Here is a 17697-nt window from a genome sequence, read left to right as displayed (position 1 = left end):
TAGTTATCTGTCGCCGAAGGAGAGCTCCTGTGTTCGGATTGATCTTCATTTTCGCCTTATCCCTCTCAGCTCTCCTGGCTAGCTTGTTCGTGCCTGGGCTTTCGGACCTTGTGCTTCTGGCGGGACCTGGCGTGATTGGCAGCCTGCTTCTTCTGCTCTGGCGTGTCTGGGGAACTGGCCTTTCGCGGCGTGTGAAGACGCCGTGGATCCTGCTGGATGGCTCCAACATCATGCACTGGAAGGGACGCGGTCCGGACATCGCTGCGGTTAGAGATGTCACGCAATGCCTGAGCACCAAGGGCTACGCGCCTTGCGTGGTTTTCGATGCAAATGTTGGATACAAGCTGGTCAATCGGTATCAGGGCGATGTCGAGCTTGCGAAGCTCTTGGGGCTTCGAGTTGGCAGGGTAATGGTTGTCGCCAAAGGTACACCTGCAGACGAGGTCATTCTCGCTGCGGCCCGCGATTATGATGCGCGCGTGGTCACCAATGATCGCTTTCGAGACTGGGTTGAACAGTACCCGGAGCTCGCCCGCGGCAACCGTCTCGTGCGCGGAGGTTATCGCTCCGGGGAGCTTTGGTTGGCGCTGCCTAAAACCGACCAGCAGTAGAATGACCGGCTTCCTTCTGATCTTACGCTTCACAGCTTGTTCGGCCGGTGAGCGTGGAAAGTGGATAGCAGCCTGAAGCTGGACCGACATTCGATCACTGTAAGCTGAGCATTTGGATGGAACGCCAGATCTGGGTTTAGATTGGCCAAGCTGCGCGGTTCGCATGAATATTCGCGTCGGGCTGGGACCGGTCTTTCGCAGCGCCGGGCAAGAACGACGGCTATGGGCTGCGAGTGAACCTTCGCTGCGCGGCACGGGAACGTCCGTTCTCGCGAACTTCCCCCCGGGGGTACGCTTCCTGCGCTTTGCGGACACCAAAGTGCCCGGGCACGAACGGCAGATATCTGCGCTTTGAAGACACCTTGGGACTCCAGAACTCTACGCTTGCGCCCAAAATGGCGTGCTCCCCGCGGTTCAAAGAAGGCTCCCGTTGCCGTCTCGCGCCGCTTGTTCGCTGTTGCATATGCTTCCAGTCAGAACCCGGTGTAACTTTAGGTTCGAGTTTCGTTCACGACACCAATGTTTAAGCGACTTGGTGCATCGCCGGGCGCTCGAAGTCGAAAGGTATGGATCCCTGCGAGTGTGCCGCGATCACATCTCTATAGTCCAAGATCGGAAAATCCTCGTCGCGCTGGAGATGCAGGCTTGCAAGTTGTGGCGTGCACCCGGAATCGTCGCGAACTGGCTGCTGAGGCCTGCCTGAAGGTAGGCGTTGTGCAGGTATCTTGCCCGCTCGAGGCGGGTTGGTCCTGCCAAAGCACTGGCGCGGTGCCCGTAAGGGGCTTGTGCTGTGCGATCCACAAGGCCTTCGGCCAGATCCTCTGCGCCAACCAGTACGGCAATCGGTACTTTCTTCAGCGCCTTGAGATCCGGTGCCTCACCGATCATTTCAACCGCTTTGTCGAGACCAGCCCACCAGGTTTCCTGCCGGCTCGGCAAAGTGACATTGCCTGGGGCCGCAACGATCAGGCCGGCGAGCGTCCGCGCTCTGAAATAGGCATAGCGATGTGCGAATTGGGCGCCGCCGGAGAAGCCGAAGAGCAGGGTCCGGTCTCTGGTTGCGTCGATCATTTGGCAAAAGGCGAGAAGGGCAGCGTCCATGTTGGCGAGTTGATGGTGACCGCCTCCAACCAGGAACTTGTAGCTATCCGCGGCTACTCTGTCGTCAGGTGCATCCGGAAACAGTGGGGCCAAAAGGTTGAGATCGAGCTGATCCGCGAGCGGGGCAAATCCCTCAATGCAGCCCTGCACGTCACGATCGCTGCCATGGATGGCGAGTAGCACCGGGCGCCGCGCCTTGCCGCTTGGCGACCGGCGCCACTGGCAGTCAAGCCAATGTGACGAGTCTCCGAAGCGCTGCGTTCCCTCACGAGGGACTGTGGATTCAACCATTCTGCACTTCCGCTGACGTTTCCGCAGTGCTGCGCAGGAAGGCGTCGACGGCGCTCATATATGCGTCTTCTTCCTCCACATGTGGCATGTGACTGGACTGGCCGAAGATCCGCCAGTGAACATCAGGAATGAGGGTCGAGAACAACTCTGCCGCATGTGGCGTTGCCTCGTCATAGGCCCCCGTGATCACCAGCGTCGGCACCTTGACCTGTGCAAGCCTGTCCTCGACCGTCCAGTTCCTGAGGCTTCCGGTGCCCCAGAATTCCGTCGGTCCCCACATCGTGTGATAGACGGTCGGGTCACGGTCGACCCAGTCGAAGGTACGTCGCACGAAATCGGGCCAGGGATCGCAACGGCAGACATGGCGATGATAATACACGTCGCTGGCCGCCTTGTAGTCGGGATGATCGTAAGCCTCGTTGGCTTCGTGAAGCCGCAATGCAGCCTGGGTCGCCTGTGGAAGTGCGGTGCGCAACCGATCTGCCTCTGACGACCAGCGCGCCATCGAGGTGGGGGAGTTGGCGATCACGAGACGGTTGAGGCCGTCGGGACGACGCACCGCGTGTTCCGCGCCAAGCATCCCGCCCCAACTCTGTCCCAGCAGGTCGTAGTGGGTCGCGATGCCGAGATGGGACAGGAGGTTTTCCAGTTCCTGCAGGAACAAGCCGATGGTCCAAAAATCCGCGCCCCGGTCCGGCAGGTGGGTCGATTTCCCGTTGCCGATCTGGTCGTAGTGAACGACCGCGCGCCCGTCCGTCGCCAGGGCGGTGAGGTTGTCGAGGTAGTCGTGAGTGCAGCCGGGGCCACCGTGAACGACCACGAGAGGCGCCTGCGCTCCATCAAGGTCACCGGTGACCCTGTACCAGGTGCGGTGCTCGCCAAACGGGGCGAAGCCTTCGATGATTTTCAAGTCGGCAGGTGTCATGAATGGAAAGCCTTCTTTATGGATTGTGCTGCCGGCGTGGTTGAAGCGTGCCGGACGAAATGGCCTGAGGCCACCTCGACAAGCATGCTATCGGCGACGTCTTCAGTTGCGGCGTGTGTGTCTTCGAAACTGCGATAGACAACCGTCAGCTGGCCGTTCTTGCGTTCCAGCATCGGAACGGCGCTCAGCAGTCTTTGGGTGTAGGGGTGTCGGGGATGCGCCAGCAGGGTGTCACCTGGCGCCTGCTCGACGATCTCGCCATGACGCATGACGATGATGCGGTCGGCAATCTCCTCGATCACCGCCATGTCGTGCGAAATGAACAGCGCGGCAAAGCCCATCTCTGCCTGTAGGCCGCGGAACAGCTCCAGCACGTCAGCTTGTACCGTCAGGTCCAAAGCCGAGACGGATTCATCGGCCACGACAAACTTGGGGCGACTGACAAGCGCGCGTGCGATGCTGATACGCTGGCGCTGCCCGCCCGACATCTGGTGAGGAAGGCGCGTCATATAGGTCTGGTGCGGTAGCTGAACCCGATCGAGGATATCGGCGATCCTGCCCTGGCGCTCGGCTTCGCTGATATCAAGATGGCGCAGGCCCTCACGTACGATCTGCCCGACGGTCCGTCGTGGATTGAGAGAGGAGAAAGGGTCCTGGAAGATGATCTGCATCTGCCGCCGGAAATCCCGGCCCAGCGGTTGCCCGGAGAGGGTGACATTGCCGCTGTCGCTGGGCACCAGCTTCAGCAGGGCGCGCCCCAAGGTACTCTTGCCAGAGCCGCTTTCCCCGACGAGGCCAAGGATCTCCCCTTCATGGACAGTCAGGTCGACATTGTTTACCGCTTGAACCTTGCGGGCCGGCGTCCAGGGTAGCGAGGCTCGGCTTTTGACCTTGAACGCGACCGAGAGGCCACGGGCCTCCACCAGGGGGGGTGTGCCACTCACATGCGTCGTCTTGGGGACGGGCAGCGCATTCATCAGCCTCTCCGTGTAAGGTTGCGTAGGACGGGACATGACCGCACCGACCTCGCCTTCCTCGATCAGCTTGCCCGATCTCATGATGGCGACGCGGTCGACGTAGCTGGCAACTAGGGGCAGGTCATGGCTGACAAGCATCAGCGTGGTGCCCGTTTCCTTCACCATCTCCATAGTCAGATCCAGGATCTCCCGCTGGATGATGGCATCCAGTGCGGTCGTGGGCTCGTCCGCGATCAGCAATCTCGGCTGCAGCAGCAGCACGGAGGCCAGCATGATGCGTTGCCTCATGCCCCCCGAGAATTCGTGAGGGTGCTGTCGCAGGACCGCGCCCGGGTCGCGAAAGCGCACCTTGTCGAGCATGTTGACGGCAGCGGCCTTGGCGTCCTTGCGGGACATGTCGCGGTGAAGTCGCAAGCCTTCGGTCATCTGGAGGCCGACAGTCAGTGCCGGGTTCAGCGAGACCATGGGTTCCTGGAAGATCATGCCGATCTCGGCGCCGCGCAGCCGTCGCAATGCGCTGTTCGACATCCCTGGCACGCTTTCGCCGTTGTAAAGGATGTCGCCGCTGCTTACGCGGCCGCCACCGGGCAATAGACCGAGGGCGGCGCGGCCGATCATGGTTTTACCGGATCCGCTTTCACCGATGATGCCAAGCGTCTCGCCCGCCTTAACGGAAAGGCTAACGTTCTCGACGGCCTTGACGCTCCGGAACGAGATCGAGAGTCCTTTGATATCGAGCAGGCTCATCATGCGTCTCCAGTCTCTCGCATTCTGGGGTCGAAGGTGTCGCGCAACGCGTCTCCGAACAGGTTAATTCCGAGCAGGGTCACCGAGATGAAAAGGCCTGGGAAAATCGCCAGCCAAGGCGCCATCGCGAACTGTCCGCGGGACTCGCTGAGCATGTTGCCCCAGGTGGGTTCTGGCGGGGGAACGCCCAGACCCAGGAAGGAGAGCGCGCTTTCGGCCAGCAGGGCATAGCCGAACAGGGCCGTCGCCATGATGATCAGCGGGGCCATGCAGTTCGGCATGACGTGCAACAGCAGGGTGTAGAGGCGGCTGTCCCCGACTGCGTGGGAGGCTTCGACAAACTCGCGCTCTCGTACCGAAAGCACCGAGCCGCGCATCAGGCGGATGACTGTCGGCACATAGGCGAGGCCCAGTGCGAAGATCACGCCCCATTTCGAAGGGCCGAGGATCGCCATGAAGGCAAGTGCCATCAAGAGGCCGGGGAAGGCCAGCAGCGCGTCAGTCAGCATCATGATGCCGCGGTCTGTCCAGCCGCCGAAAAAGCCGGACGCGGCACCGATCAGGGCACCGAAGAACAGTGCGAAGCTGACCGAGCACAGGGAGATGAAGACCGACGTGCGTGCGCCGGCGAGGATGCGTGACAAGACATCGCGCCCCCATTCATCGGTGCCCAGCCAATGGGTCCCATCCGGTGGCTGGAGGCGGGCCAGGAAGTCGGGCTCGATCGGGTCGAAGGGGGTCCAGACCACCCCTGTCAGCGTGAACGCCAGGATCGAGATCAGTATGGCGCTTCCGATGAGACCGTTGGCGCGGCGCAGCAGCCGAGGAAGGGCGAAGGCCCTGCGCATGTCGGCGGTCTTGGGAGAGGTCGCATCGCTCATAGCTTCACCTTCGGATCAACGAGCATGTAAAGAAGGTCCACCACCAGGTTGACCATGACGAAGACGAAGGACACGAACAGCAGGCAGCCCTGCAAAACCGGGTAGTCCCGCGCGAAGATCGCATCGACCAGGAGGCGGCCGAGGCCGGGGATGCTGAAGACGGTTTCCGTCACGCTGGCCCCGCCGAGAAGCGCGCCAAGCGTGAGGCCGATTACGGTCAGCGCCGGGGCGACGGAGTTGCGGAAGACATGCCGCATCAACACGGTCGCCTCGCTCAGACCCTTTGCCCTTGCGTGGGTAATGTAGTCGAGGCGCAGGATCTCCAGCGTCTGGACGCGGATCATCCTGATCAGGACGCCAGTTTCGACAGCCGCCAGGGTGATCACGGGCATCACCAGATACATGACGCCGCCGACGAAATCCTCATGCACCGAGACGAAGCCTACGGTGGGGAACCAGCCGAAATTGATTGCCAGGAGGTAGATCATCATCAGGCCAAGCCAAAAACTGGGCAGGGACAGGCAGATGATCGATACAAAGAGAATGCCGAAATCCAGCGGCGTGTTCTGCCGCCAGGCGGCGATAAGCCCGGCTGGAATGGCGATCAGCGTCGCTATGCCGACCGCGACGAAGGTGATCTGGGCGGTCACCGCGAAGCGCGACACCAGGGCTGAGGCAATGTCTTCGCCGGTGTTGATCGACACGCCCAGATCGCCGCGGAAGATGTTCCCGACCCAGATCAGGTATTGCCGGTAAACCGGGAGGTCGAGGCCAAGCTTGCTTCGCATGGCCTCGAGGGCGGTGTCGCTATCGGTGTCGCCCAGCATGATCGCCGCAGGGTCGCCTGGTATCAGCCGGATCAGCACGAAGACGATGATCGACACCAGAAGCAGTGTCGGGATCGTCATCAGGAAGCGTTTGGTTGCGTATGTCCACATTTCTGGTGTCCTCTCGTGGGGCGGCTTGCGCCGCCCCACCTGTCACTCAGCGGCGCCGAGGCCGACATTCCAGAAACGGGGCTGGCCACCGGGCCACATGCGGAAGTCCTGCACGCGGTCAGAGGCTGCCATCACGTCCAGCTGGCTGAACAGGCCAATGGCAGGGACGTCCTGCAGGAACATGACGTGCAATTTGTCGGAGAGCTCCTTGCGAATCTCGGTATCGGTCTCCGACTTCAGGGCCTCGATCAGTTCGAGGGCCTGCGGATTGTTCCAGACCTTGCGAGGATGCTCACCGGAGAACATGTCCCAGGACAGCGCGGGGTCCAGGCGTGGCGAAAAGCCGAAGGACTGCATCTGGTACTTGCCGCTTTGGTAAAGGTCGAGCTGCGACCCCCAGTCCATCACCTCGATCTCGACGTTCAGGCCGGCTTTGCGCCACATCGACTGGGCGATCAGCGCCTGATCATAAAGCCGTTCGGACTGCTTCGTTGTCGTCAGGGTGATCGGTGAACCGTCATACCCCGACTCTTCGACCAGGGCCTTGGCCGCGTCGAGATTGTACCCGTATCGTTGGCTTTGCACCTCGGTGTAGAAGCTCGAAATCGGCGGGATCGGTGAGGCGTTCGCGGCCTCTTCCCCCATCAGCATCGCGAGCTGATCGAGGTCCAGCGACCGCGCCAGTGCCTGCCGCAGGGCGGGGTTACCCAGCATCTCGTCATGGCGCGAGATCAGGAAGTTGCTCCAGCTTGCCGTCGGCTCCGTGAGAACGGTGAAACCAGCTTCGCGGAATTCGGTGATGTCGGAGACGTTGATGTTGAAGAGGTCAATGTCGCCGGCGCGCAACGCGGCTTTTGCTGAGGCGGGATCTGGAACCACGATGATATCCACGCGGTCGACATTGACGACCTTCGCGCCCGTATACCCGTCCATGGCCCCTTCCGCCGGAGTGTACCCTTCGAACTTCGCCAGGCGAATGCGCTCGCCCGGACGCCACTCGCCGAGCATGAAGGGCCCGGTGCCGACCGGGGCGACCCAGTCTCCTTCGGAGTTAAGGCTCTCAGGGTGCAGTACCGGCGCGGCGCCGCAGTCGAAGCGCGCCATCTCCTTCAGGAACAGGGGGGAGGGGGCATTGATCTCATAGGTGACGGTATAAGGATCGGGAGCCGTGACGGAGACAACGTTGATGCCGTCCGACCCGTTGAAGCGGTCCCGGCAACGCCAGCCTGTATCCTCGGCCATCAGCCTCTGCCAGGACCAAAGCACTGCATCTGCAGTCAATTCGGCGCCATTGTGGAAAGTCACACCGCGGCGCAGCGGGAAGGTGTAGGTCAACCCGTCCTCGGAGATCTGGATCTCATTTGCCAGAACCGGGCCGACCGACAGATCGTCACGATAGCCGACAAGACCTTCGACCACGTTCAGCAGAATGCCGTCCGTGTAGGCCGAGCGGTCCACACCGGGATTGGTGGATCGGATGTCGACCTGGGTTCCAACCTTCAGAATGGCATCCTGTGCTGAAACGATGGCCGGTAGAGTGGTCAGGATCGCCGTCGCTATTGCTTTCTTCATTATCTTTTTCCCTGTTGCTGGATGTTGGTGCTCGGTTTCAGGCGGCTTGTTGGGTCGCCGTTCCGAGCTTGTATGTTTTGTAGGTTGTCGAGGGGTCGTAGGGGGCCGGGCGGGCGTGCAACTCGCCGACAAGCGGGTCGAAAATGACGCTGGCGACCGTGCTCACCAAGTGTCCCGACCCGGACCGCGTGGGCGGCCGACAGACTGCGAAGGGGGTTCCGAAGTCGTCGGAGAATGCCGCCTTGAAGTCCTCCAAGGTCAGGTCGCCGGCTCTTTTCCGGAGGTGGTGCAGCAGCCGCTTGTCTCGATAGTAGGTGCAGGGCGAGCGACCGAAACGGGCACTGTCCGTGATTTTCGTCAGCCCCTCCTGGCTGAGAAAGTGATTGGCGTGCGCGAAGATACCGTCGCTGTCCGGGTGGACGAAAAAGACATCCTTCGGCGTCGTCTCCAGACTGATTGCGATGTCGCCGTGCACGGAGGACAGCGTCATATTGTTGGAAACCGCCCGAGGCACAGACGTGACCGCGCCAAGCGCGCGCGCAAAGTTGGACGCCAACAGGATGCGCCGGCGAATGATCGACAGCGGGACGCCGCGGTTGCCGTAGTCCTGTTCGCATTCCAGGTTGTTTGCCGTTACCGCGATGCCCGCATCATTGAAGCCCGAGCGAGCGAGCCCCCCCGCTTCGACGAAGGTCATCAGTGACGGGCCGTTCTCTTGCTTGATCTCCAGGATGACACTGGATTCCACGCAGCGCGCATTGAAATCCCAGTTCTGGCCATGCAGCAGACGCCCTGCGCGCGTCGCCGTGCCATAGGCCAGCGCACTTGTGCAGCCTTCGACTGGCATGGCCGCGCGCCCGCTCTTGGCGGCATCTGGCGAGGTTCCGTTGAACAGTTCGGATCGCGCGTTGATGACGATGACGACCTCCCGATCAACACCGGCGCCGTCTGCGATGGCCGTCACTTCCTCCATGCAGGAGGGGTCCACCGCTTCGATGGAGTGCGCGAAGTCATGGGCGAGCCGCTTTATCTCGGTCCAGTCGTGGCCATGAAGCTGCATCGCTTCACGGTAGATTTCTTCGCCGATCTTGATGCGATCTGCGGCAAGGCGTCCGTAGGCAAAGCCGCGTTCTGACGGCGCGCCCTGGACGCGGATATGGGGAAAGGGTTGAACATCGAACATACTTCAAAAGTGAATTTGTTTGCGAACCGAGTCAATCGTGAATCTGAAAAGACAAGAAATTCCGATTGAATCGTATAATTTTCAGATGCTTAGAGTTTGACCTGTATCGCCATCAGATGCATTCTCTCTGAAGGGCTTCCTCTCGATCCGAACGCCCTATAGACTTGATGGGGCAACAGAAGTCATCGGGAGTGGAGCGTGAGTCCCTATACGCCCCTGCATCACAGGCTGGCCCAGAACATCGTTGAGGACGCAGTGCTCGCGGGATACTTGCCCGGGGCGCATCTGGTTACCTCGCAGCTGGCCGCCAAATTTCAGATTTCGCGCACGCCCATCGTTCGGGCGTTGGAACTTCTGACCGAGCAGGGCGTACTGGAGAGGCGCAGCAATCGTGGCTACTTCATCCTCGACCTGGATCGCTTTGATCGGGAGGAGATCCAGTCAGACGACGACCGTCTCTACTGGCGCGCCGTCAACGATATCTATGATGAGTGCCTGCCTGAGAACTTCGACGAAACCTTGTTGATCAAGCGCTATGAGCAGCCGCGCCGGACAGTTGCTCGTCTCTTGCAGCGGTTGTCCGATGAGGGTGTCCTGCGACGACGGGTTGGTGTCGGCTGGAAGATCGAGACGGTACTTCGCACCCCTGAAGATGTCAGAAAAAGCCTGCGCTACAGGGTTTCGATTGAACTCGGCGCATTGGCCGAACCGGGTTATCACGCACCACGTGAAGACGTGCTCGCTGCTATTCGAGAGCAAAAACTGATCCTGAGTGAAGGCACGCATTCGACGGAGACTTTCGAACGAAATGCCCGGTTCCACGAGAAGCTTGTGTCGTGGTCCAACAATAGCTTCTTCGTGGAGGCTGCTGTGCAGCACAACAAGTTGCGCCGCCTCTGGGAATACCGGCACTTCAAGGCGGCCAAGGACATCCGGAAGTCTACCGAAGAGCATATTGAAATATTGCGCGAACTTGCGGCTGGAAATACAGCGCATGCAAGAGACCTTCTGAGAGAGCATCTGGAGAAACGGATGCATACCCAGGATTCTTATGCGCCGAGCGGTTCAGCTCCAGACGACCTCTAACATGACTTTGGCATGAGAAGTCGCCTGCTCCGCTTGTGACTTCGTTTTGTCTTTATGTTGCCGGACCCGACGCGTGTCTCCGCCGAGCGGGTGAAGGCCTCGGATACATTTGCAGTTTCTCCCGATGCCGGTAGCGGGTTTGTGCCGGAACTGGTCGTGGCCCAGGTGAATGACCATCTGTTGGCGAGTTGGTTCGTAAGCATCCGGCGTAGGCCGCGGGCATGCCGCGCGTCGGCTCTCGGAGGAGCGCCAATTCCACGGCAGAAGGTCTGGAACCCGAGATGCCGTCGTATTGGGAAGCCTGGCGAGGACGTCGGCAAGCCATGCCTGCGGAGCGATGTCATTCATCTTTGCGGTGACGATCAGAATACATGAAGGCCGCACGGTCGCCGCCGCGTTCGGATCCGGCGAAGAGCCATGATTTTTGCCCGAGCGCGATACCGCGCAGGACCCGTTCTGCGGCGTTTTTGGTCAGGCAGATGCGCCCGTCCTCGAGGAACCGGATGAAGGCAGCCGGTCAAGCGGTTCTCTGTCGCCCTGGGCTTTGATCTGGCCCATGCTGACCGGATTATCTATGGCCGCGATCTGGATCTGGGGCGTGCCGAAAGCGTCACGCCCATCGGGGCCGGCTGCAAGATCTGCGATCGGGCCAACTGCCTGCAACGGGCCTTCCCGCTGGTAGGCCGCCCCCTGGACACAGACGCTGACAGCTCTCGTCGTGCACCCTGCTCGGGCTGAGGCTGTCCTCAGACACGCGGTCTTGGAAGGGGGCAGACGTCACCCGCCCCGGAAGGCTTGACCGAAGCGGGTAAAGCCAGCAGAACCCAACAAGCCCAGCGTTTCCACCGTGCCGCCTGTCATCCGGGCGGGCGCGCCAGGTCCTAAATGACGTGCCGACCGTGGCACTGGACCCGGAGGCCCTTCATGTCCAAGCCAGCAAACAGGATCCTGCGCGAGGCGTTCCTGGAAGATCGGCGACGCTTGCTGCGCCTGTCGCACCGCTTTGCGGATCGCGACGAGGGAGAGGAGGCGGTGCAGGAACTCTGGCTTAGGATCATGACCGTCGACGATGAAGTGCAGATCCGCAATCCTGGCGGATACCTCAGCCGGATGCTGATCAACCTGCTGCGCAGCGGGTTTCGCAAGACCGGCACCCGACGGGCGGTTCGCGCCGAAGTCGAGGCGATCCTTGAAGGCGAGGAGGGGATCTCGGCCGAACGGATGCTCGGGGCGCGTCAGACCCTGTCGCTGGTGGCGCAAGAACTGGATGCCCTGCCAGAGCGCACGCGGCGCATCTTCTTGATGAACCGGGTCGAGGGGATGACCTATCGCCAGATCGCCGAGGCGCTGTCGATCAGCGAGCAGACGGTTCACTATCATATGCGACGGGCGATGGATCGTCTGTTGCCGCTGCGCAAGGAGTTGGACCATGGCGAAGCGTGAGCGCGGCGGGCCAGGCAGGCCCCCTTTCTCTCAGGACGACTGGCGCCTGCGCGCCGAGGCGCGGGATTGGTTGACCCTTATGGCGTCCGGCAAGGTGGATCTGGCGGTGCTGTCGCGGTTCCGGCAATGGCAATCCAACAGCGCCGATCATGCCCGGATCTTCGAGGAAGAGCGCGCATCGCTACAGGCGATTTCCCGACAGGCTGCGCGGCTGCATCTGCAGGCGACGCGGCGCCGGGGCCCGGATCGTCGGGCCGTTTTGGGCGGCGCGCTGGCCCTTGCCGCGGGTGGCGGGGCCGCCGTGGTCCTGCCGGACATGGTGACCGGACTGCGGGCCGACCATGTGACCGGGGCGAACGAACGGCTGTCTCTTGACCTGCCGGATGGCACGCGGGCCGAATTGAACACCCGCACGGCAGTTGCACTGACCTCTGGCACGGAGGGGCGCGGCCTGCACCTGCTGGACGGCGAGGTTTTCCTGGATGTCGCCCCGGCCACGCGGCCCTTCCGACTGACGGTCGATGGGGCCGTTGCCCAGATGCAGGCCGGGGGCATGGCGCTGCGCAGCGGTGAGGCCGTGCAGTCGTTTCTGGTGAGCGAAGGCGCGGCCGCGTTGCGATCCGGGCGCCAGTCGTCGCGGGACCTGGGGGCGGGCCAGGGCATCGACTGGCAGGCCGGGGATCCTCTGGGCGCGACGCGGGACATCGACCTGGCCACGCGCCTGGCCTGGCGGCAGGGGCGGGTCATCTACGACCAGACCCCCTTTGCCGAAGCGGCCCGGGATCTTGCCCGCTATCTGCCGGGGCGGGTGGTTCTGCGGCCCGGGCTGGGCCCATTGGGCCGAGTCAGCGGGCAGTTCGAAACGGAGGATGCCCGCCCCGCGCTAGAAGCGCTGGCGCGCACTCAGGGCCTACGGGTGCGCGAGCTGGCCGGAGTCATGCTTCTCGTCGCATGATTTTGGGGAAATCTCTATGGGTGAAATCCGTCGGCGCGCGTCATCCCAATGATACCCGGGAAAACGGCAGCCGATCCGCCCCCTGCACCCACTCCATCCACTCAGGGGACATCGCATGAACTCTTACCCTTCCTCCCGCCGGGGCCGATCCCCGCGGCGCGCCGCCGTGCTGCGCGCCTTGATGTCGGCCACCGCCCTGGGCCTGGCCGCGGGGGCGCCTCTGCTGCTGGCGCCGCTTGCCGCGGTGGCGCAGCCCGCCATGGTCGAGATCGACCTGCCCGCCCTGCCCATGGCCGAGGCGCTCAGCCGTCTGTCGCGCCTGACCGGTTTGCAGATCGCCTATGATTCCTCGGTGGTCGCGGGTCTGACCTCGCCGGCGGTGGCCGGGCGGATGCCGCCCAGCGATGCGCTGTATCGGGTCATCTCGGGCAGCGGTCTGGATGCCAGCTTTGTCGGCGACCGCACCGTGTCGATCACCCTTTTCGGGGCGGTGGGAACCGACAACGAGGGCACCATTCTGCTGGATCCGATCCGGGTGCAGCGCGAGGTCGAAGGCTATTCCGAGGCGACGACCTACGAGACGGCGGGATCGGTCACCTACTATTCCCCCGAAGAGATCGACCGCTTTCGCGGCACCTCGGTCGGTGACTTCCTGAAGGGCAATCCCGGCGTGTTGAACGGAGACAACCGCAACAGTGGCGCGCTGGACGTGAACGTGCGCGGGATGCAGGGGCAGGGCCGGGTGCCGGTGGTGATCGACGGGGCCTTTCAGGAAAGCACGGTCTATCGCGGCTATTCCGGCATCGCCGGGCGCACCTATCTGGACCCAGACCTGGTAGGCAGCGTCGCGATCGAGAAGGGGCCGAGCAGCGGCGCCGACGGGGCCGGGGCGACCGGCGGTGTCGTGCGCGTGTCGACCCTGAAGCCCGCCGACATCATTCCCGCGGGCCAGAACATCGGGGTGCGACTGAAGTTCGGGCTGATCGGCAATACCAGCAAGGTCCCCGAGACCTTCACCGTTGGCGCGGGCAACGGCTCGGCCGAGCGTATGGACATGCCCGACGCGCTGGATTTCAGCGCCGGGCACAGCGGTTCCATCGCCATTGCGCAGCGCCTTGGCAATTTCGAGTTCCTGGCCGCCTATGCCCGGCGCGACGTCGGCAACTACTTCGCCGGCAGCGAGGAAGGCGGGCCCGACAACACGGGGCTGAACCGCTATGGCCGAGGCGAGGAGGTGTTGAACACCTCGCAGGACAACACGTCCTACCTGCTGCGCGGCATCTACAGCTGGGGTGACGGCCAGTCGGTCGACCTGGCTTTCTCGCGCTATGAAAGCGACTACGGCGAGCTGATGCCATCGCAGATCATCCGCTTCAACTCTGGCTGGCAGTCGCCGCTGAGCCATGTGGACGTGGATACGCTCAGCGCGCGTTATCGCTGGAACCCCGAGGCCAATGACCTGATCGACCTGAAGGTCGATGTCTTCGGCACCTCCAACCTGACCAATATCGTCACCGGCTACGGCTTCAGCTTCGGGGGGATACCGCCCCAGGCCGCGCCGTTGCAGTTCGTTAGCGAGTCGAAGCAATGGGGGATCAGCCTGTCGAATACCTCTCGGCTGGATCTGTCAGGGCGGCCGCTGACCCTGGCCTACGGCCTGTCCTGGCGGCACGAGTCGCTGCAGCCGCCGGATAACCTGGAGGCCTACCGTTACGATCACCCCAACACGATGTTCGACGTGGATGGGCGCGATGGCTGGCGCAATGCGGCCAGCGCCTTTGTCTCGGCCCGTTTCGAGCCGTCGGACCGTCTGACCCTGGAAGGGTCCCTGCGCTATGTCTTCGCCGAGTCGCAGGACAATTCGGCCACGCCCGCCTATATCGACAACGGCGCGGGCGGGCTGGATCGGGTCAACTTCTACAACCACCAGAAGACCAGCGGCACCGCGCCCATCTTCTCGGCCCTCTATCAGTTGACCCCGGATCTGCAGATCTACGGCAAATATGCCGAGGCCTACCGGACCGCCAGCCTGTTCGAGACGACGAAGGGGTTCAGCGCCTCCCCCGACCCGCTGAGCGATCTGCGCCCCGAACATGCCAAGCTGAAAGAGGTAGGGGTGAACTACCAGCGCCCGGGTCTGATAACCGGCGATGACCTGTTCCAGGCCAAGTTTGCGGTCTTCGACAACTTGATCGAGGACTACATCACCCGCGGCACACCGCCCGGCGCCAGCTTCGCCAATATCGAACACGCCCGACTGCGCGGCGCCGAGCTGTCGCTGCGCTACGACAGCGCGCGTGTCTTCGCCGAGCTGACTGCGACGCGCTACACCAGTACCGAATATTGCGACGACCAGGGGGTCTGCCTGTCGGGCGGTACGAAACAAGGCTATGTCCAGCTGCATGTGCCACCAGAGGACAGCGCCACTCTCACCCTAGGCGGGCGCTTCATGCAGGAACGGCTCGAGCTGGGGACGCGTATCAGTTACATCGGTGACCGCGCGGCGACCACGGCCAGTTCCTCGACGGGGGGCTATACCACGATGATCAACTGGGAGCCCTATACCCTCGTCGATGTTTTTGGCTCCTATCAGGTCAACGATCTCATGAGTGTCGATCTCGCGGTCGATAACGTGACGGACCAATACTACATGGACAGCCTGACGCTTGGCTTGATGCCGTCGCCTGGCCGCACCGTGCGGTTCGGTCTGACCGCGAATTTCTGATCCCTGCGGGCCCTAGTCGTCCTGAGTTGATCAGCCAGAACGGGGTCGATCAGCTCAGGCGCGCGCGTAGATCAGGGGTATGCTCTTAGGTTCGCTGAACCTTCAAATCTCGGGATAGCCTGCACAAACAGGGAGCATTGGCCCTCTGGGGGCAGTGCTTTGGGGCAGATTCCCTTATTCCGCGTGGGAAGGTGGACCCGCGCCAGATTGCCCGAGCCGAGGCCCGGCTGGCGGGGCGGGGCTGGGCTTCATCGTGAAATCCAGCCTGGCCGCCGGAACGCGCCGAGCCAGAGGGGCGCAAGCACGATGCAGCCGTTCGCCTGGAGGAAGCTCGATGTGGTTCGACTATTCTGGATGCGGGCAAGGCCGCCGCGGACTGGGTTTCTTGGTTGCAGGACCACCGCCAGATCAACATCGCGGGGCGAACGTTGCGGGAGAACCCTCGTATTGCACATTGCTATACGAACGTGCAACAAATGCCGTCGATCCATTCAGACGGAGGACGGCTCATGACCGGTACACCCCGCGGCAGTGACACCATTCTTGGCGTCTACCTCAGCCCGACACTTGACCTCGAAGCGCTTTACGGCCCCGAGCTGAGTGCGGGGAAAACTGAGGTGAAGGTGCTGCGCCCGGAAGAAATCACCGAGCCGCGTGATGTGCGGTTCGCGGTCTGCTGGCTGCCCGAGGCCGACAGCTTTGCCGCCTATCCCAACCTGGAACTGGCGATGTCCATCGGGGCGGGGGTGAACGACCTGCTGGACAATCCCGGGGTGGCGCCGGATGTGGCCATCGCCAGGGTGCGGGATCCGCACCAGGCCGCCTTGATGGCGGGCTACGTGGCGCACGAGGTGCTGCATGTCTCGCGCGGCTTTGCCCAGCTTGCGGCCTCGGCGGCCGAGGCTCGCTGGGCGCCGCTGCCGATGCAGCCGCCAGAGTATGCCACCATCGCCGTGCTGGGCAACGGCACCATGGGCGCCGCCGTCACACGGGCGCTGCGGGCGCTGGGGTTCACCCTGCGGGTCGCCTGCCGTACCAGCCCGACCGATGCGATCCCGGATGTGACGTACTGCACCGGGGCCGAGGGCGTGATCACCGCAGCCACCGATGCCGACTTCGTGGTCAACACGCTGCCCCTGACACCCAAGACCGAGAACGTGCTGGATGCGCGCCTTTTCGCGGCCATGGCACCCGGCAGCTGGCTGGTTCAGATCGGGCGCGGTGAGCATCTGGCGGAGGCCGACCTGATGACCGCGCTGGACAGCGGGCAGCTGGCCGGGGCAACGCTGGATGTCTTCCGCCAGGAACCGCTGCCGACGGATCATCCCTACTGGCGCGACAGCCGTCTGCGCATCACGCCGCATATCGCGAGCGATTCCATCCCTTCGATCGTCGGGGCACAGATCCTGACCACCGCGCGTGAGCTGCGCGATGGCCTTCCCCTCAGTTTCGGCGTCGATCGTGCCCGCGGCTACTGACCGATAAGGAGAGCGTAATGAGCAATATTCCCCCCGCCGGCATGAGCGCCGCGGAATGGCAGACGCGCCAGGAACTGGCCGCCTGTTACCGCCTGGCGTGGCATTTCCGCTTCACCGATCTGATCTACACTCATATCACCGCCCGCGTGCCGGGCGAGGACGGGCATTTCCTGATTAATCCCTACGGCCTGTCCTGGGACGAGATCACGGCCTCGTCGCTGGTTAAGATCGACGTGGACGGCAACAAGGTCGCGGACAGTGACTATTCGGTAAATCCCGCCGGCTTCACCATCCATTCCGCGATTCATCGCACCAGCCATGATGCCGCCTGGATCATGCACACCCACACCCGCGCGGGCGTCGCGGTGTCATCGCTGGAAGCGGGGCTGTTGCCGCTGAACCAGATCGCGCTGCAGTTCCACGGGCGGATCGCCTATCACGATTACGAAGGGATCGCGCTGGATCTGGGCGAGCGCGAGCGCATCGTGGCGAGCCTTGGTGACAAGCCTGTGCTCGTTCTGCGCAACCACGGGCTGTTGACCACCGGGGCCACGGCCGCATCGATGTTCAACACGATGTTCTACATGGAGCGCGCCTGCGAGATCCAGGTGGCGACGCTGTCCATGGGGCAGCCGCTTCGCAAGGTGCCTGCCGACGTGGCGGATCACGTGGCTACGCAATACCAAAGCTCGATGGGCGAGGAGGATGACGTGTTGCTGGAATGGGCCGCGCACCTGCGCCTGCTGGAGAAGATCGCGCCGGACTACCGCGACTGATCCCGCCC

The 17697-nt window shown here is 62.7% G+C and carries 15 protein-coding genes and 1 pseudogene; 8 read left to right on the top strand and 8 right to left on the bottom strand.

Features of this window, described 5'->3' with window-relative positions; translation table 11 throughout:
- Positions 1 to 611: NYN domain-containing protein (locus tag CVM50_RS08085; protein WP_332835659.1), on the top strand; the 611-nt coding region annotated here is incomplete at its 5' end.
- Between the two features lie 591 nt (positions 612 to 1202).
- On the opposite strand, the gene CVM50_RS21320 is transcribed toward CVM50_RS08085, so the two are convergent.
- The 7 genes from CVM50_RS21320 to CVM50_RS08050 all read right to left on the bottom strand — a co-directional run bounded on the left by CVM50_RS21320 (position 1203) and on the right by CVM50_RS08050 (position 9226).
- Entirely contained in the window at positions 1203 to 1895 is a 693-nt protein-coding gene (locus CVM50_RS21320) for an alpha/beta hydrolase (protein WP_143515618.1), read from the bottom strand.
- Between the two features lie 100 nt (positions 1896 to 1995).
- Complete coding sequence (locus tag CVM50_RS08075) at positions 1996 to 2928, bottom strand: proline iminopeptidase-family hydrolase (protein WP_085888718.1); 933 nt, start codon at positions 2926 to 2928, stop codon at positions 1996 to 1998.
- Complete coding sequence (locus CVM50_RS08070; protein WP_085888956.1) at positions 2925 to 4652, bottom strand: dipeptide ABC transporter ATP-binding protein; 1728 nt, start codon at positions 4650 to 4652, stop codon at positions 2925 to 2927. Before CVM50_RS08070 ends, CVM50_RS08075 begins: the two co-directional genes overlap by 4 nt.
- Entirely contained in the window at positions 4652 to 5533 is an 882-nt protein-coding gene (locus CVM50_RS08065) for an ABC transporter permease (RefSeq protein WP_085888717.1), read from the bottom strand. Before CVM50_RS08065 ends, CVM50_RS08070 begins: the two co-directional genes overlap by 1 nt.
- Complete coding sequence (locus CVM50_RS08060) at positions 5530 to 6471, bottom strand: ABC transporter permease (RefSeq protein WP_085888716.1); 942 nt, start codon at positions 6469 to 6471, stop codon at positions 5530 to 5532. The genes CVM50_RS08065 and CVM50_RS08060 overlap by 4 nt, the downstream gene beginning before the upstream one ends.
- A 42-nt stretch (positions 6472 to 6513) precedes the next feature.
- Positions 6514 to 8043 (bottom strand): ABC transporter substrate-binding protein, encoded by a 1530-nt coding sequence (locus CVM50_RS08055; protein WP_085888715.1) that lies wholly within the window; start codon positions 8041 to 8043, stop codon positions 6514 to 6516.
- 37 nt (positions 8044 to 8080) lie between these two features.
- Complete coding sequence (locus CVM50_RS08050; RefSeq protein ID WP_085888714.1) at positions 8081 to 9226, bottom strand: C45 family autoproteolytic acyltransferase/hydolase; 1146 nt, start codon at positions 9224 to 9226, stop codon at positions 8081 to 8083.
- Positions 9227 to 9424: 198 nt separating this feature from the next.
- Between CVM50_RS08050 and CVM50_RS08045 the strand changes: the two genes are divergently transcribed.
- Complete coding sequence (locus CVM50_RS08045; protein WP_085888713.1) at positions 9425 to 10312, top strand: GntR family transcriptional regulator; 888 nt, start codon at positions 9425 to 9427, stop codon at positions 10310 to 10312.
- A gap of 222 nt (positions 10313 to 10534) precedes the next feature.
- Here the strand turns inward: CVM50_RS08045 and CVM50_RS08040 are convergent.
- Positions 10535 to 10823, bottom strand: a pseudogene (locus tag CVM50_RS08040) (transposase domain-containing protein); the annotation flags it as partial.
- A 26-nt stretch (positions 10824 to 10849) separates the two neighbouring features.
- Between CVM50_RS08040 and CVM50_RS08035 the strand changes: the two are divergent.
- From CVM50_RS08035 to CVM50_RS08010, 6 genes are all read left to right on the top strand, one after another.
- Positions 10850 to 11050, top strand: coding sequence for a short-chain fatty acyl-CoA regulator family protein (locus CVM50_RS08035; RefSeq protein ID WP_085888955.1), 201 nt, complete (start codon positions 10850 to 10852; stop codon positions 11048 to 11050).
- A gap of 186 nt (positions 11051 to 11236) precedes the next feature.
- Entirely contained in the window at positions 11237 to 11755 is a 519-nt protein-coding gene (locus CVM50_RS08030; RefSeq protein WP_157792159.1) for an RNA polymerase sigma factor, read from the top strand.
- The gene (locus CVM50_RS08025; protein ID WP_085888711.1) at positions 11742 to 12710 is read left to right on the top strand and encodes a FecR family protein; all 969 of its coding nucleotides are present in this window, start codon (positions 11742 to 11744) and stop codon (positions 12708 to 12710) included. Before CVM50_RS08030 ends, CVM50_RS08025 begins: the two co-directional genes overlap by 14 nt.
- A 115-nt stretch (positions 12711 to 12825) precedes the next feature.
- A complete protein-coding gene (locus CVM50_RS08020; RefSeq protein WP_085888710.1) occupies positions 12826 to 15435 on the top strand; it encodes a TonB-dependent receptor in 2610 nt (869 codons plus the stop codon).
- 509 nt (positions 15436 to 15944) lie between these two features.
- A complete protein-coding gene (locus tag CVM50_RS08015) occupies positions 15945 to 16913 on the top strand; it encodes an NAD(P)-dependent oxidoreductase (protein ID WP_085888709.1) in 969 nt (322 codons plus the stop codon).
- A 41-nt stretch (positions 16914 to 16954) separates the two neighbouring features.
- Complete coding sequence (locus tag CVM50_RS08010; RefSeq protein WP_085888954.1) at positions 16955 to 17689, top strand: class II aldolase/adducin family protein; 735 nt, start codon at positions 16955 to 16957, stop codon at positions 17687 to 17689.
- Positions 17690 to 17697: the final 8 nt, after the last annotated feature.

Origin of the sequence: Pseudooceanicola marinus (assembly GCF_002786295.1) — a bacterium.
GTDB classification, from domain to species: domain Bacteria; phylum Pseudomonadota; class Alphaproteobacteria; order Rhodobacterales; family Rhodobacteraceae; genus Pseudooceanicola; species Pseudooceanicola marinus.
The sequence above is the reverse complement of the archived record's forward strand: the minus strand, read 5'-3'. Positions and strand labels throughout refer to the sequence as shown.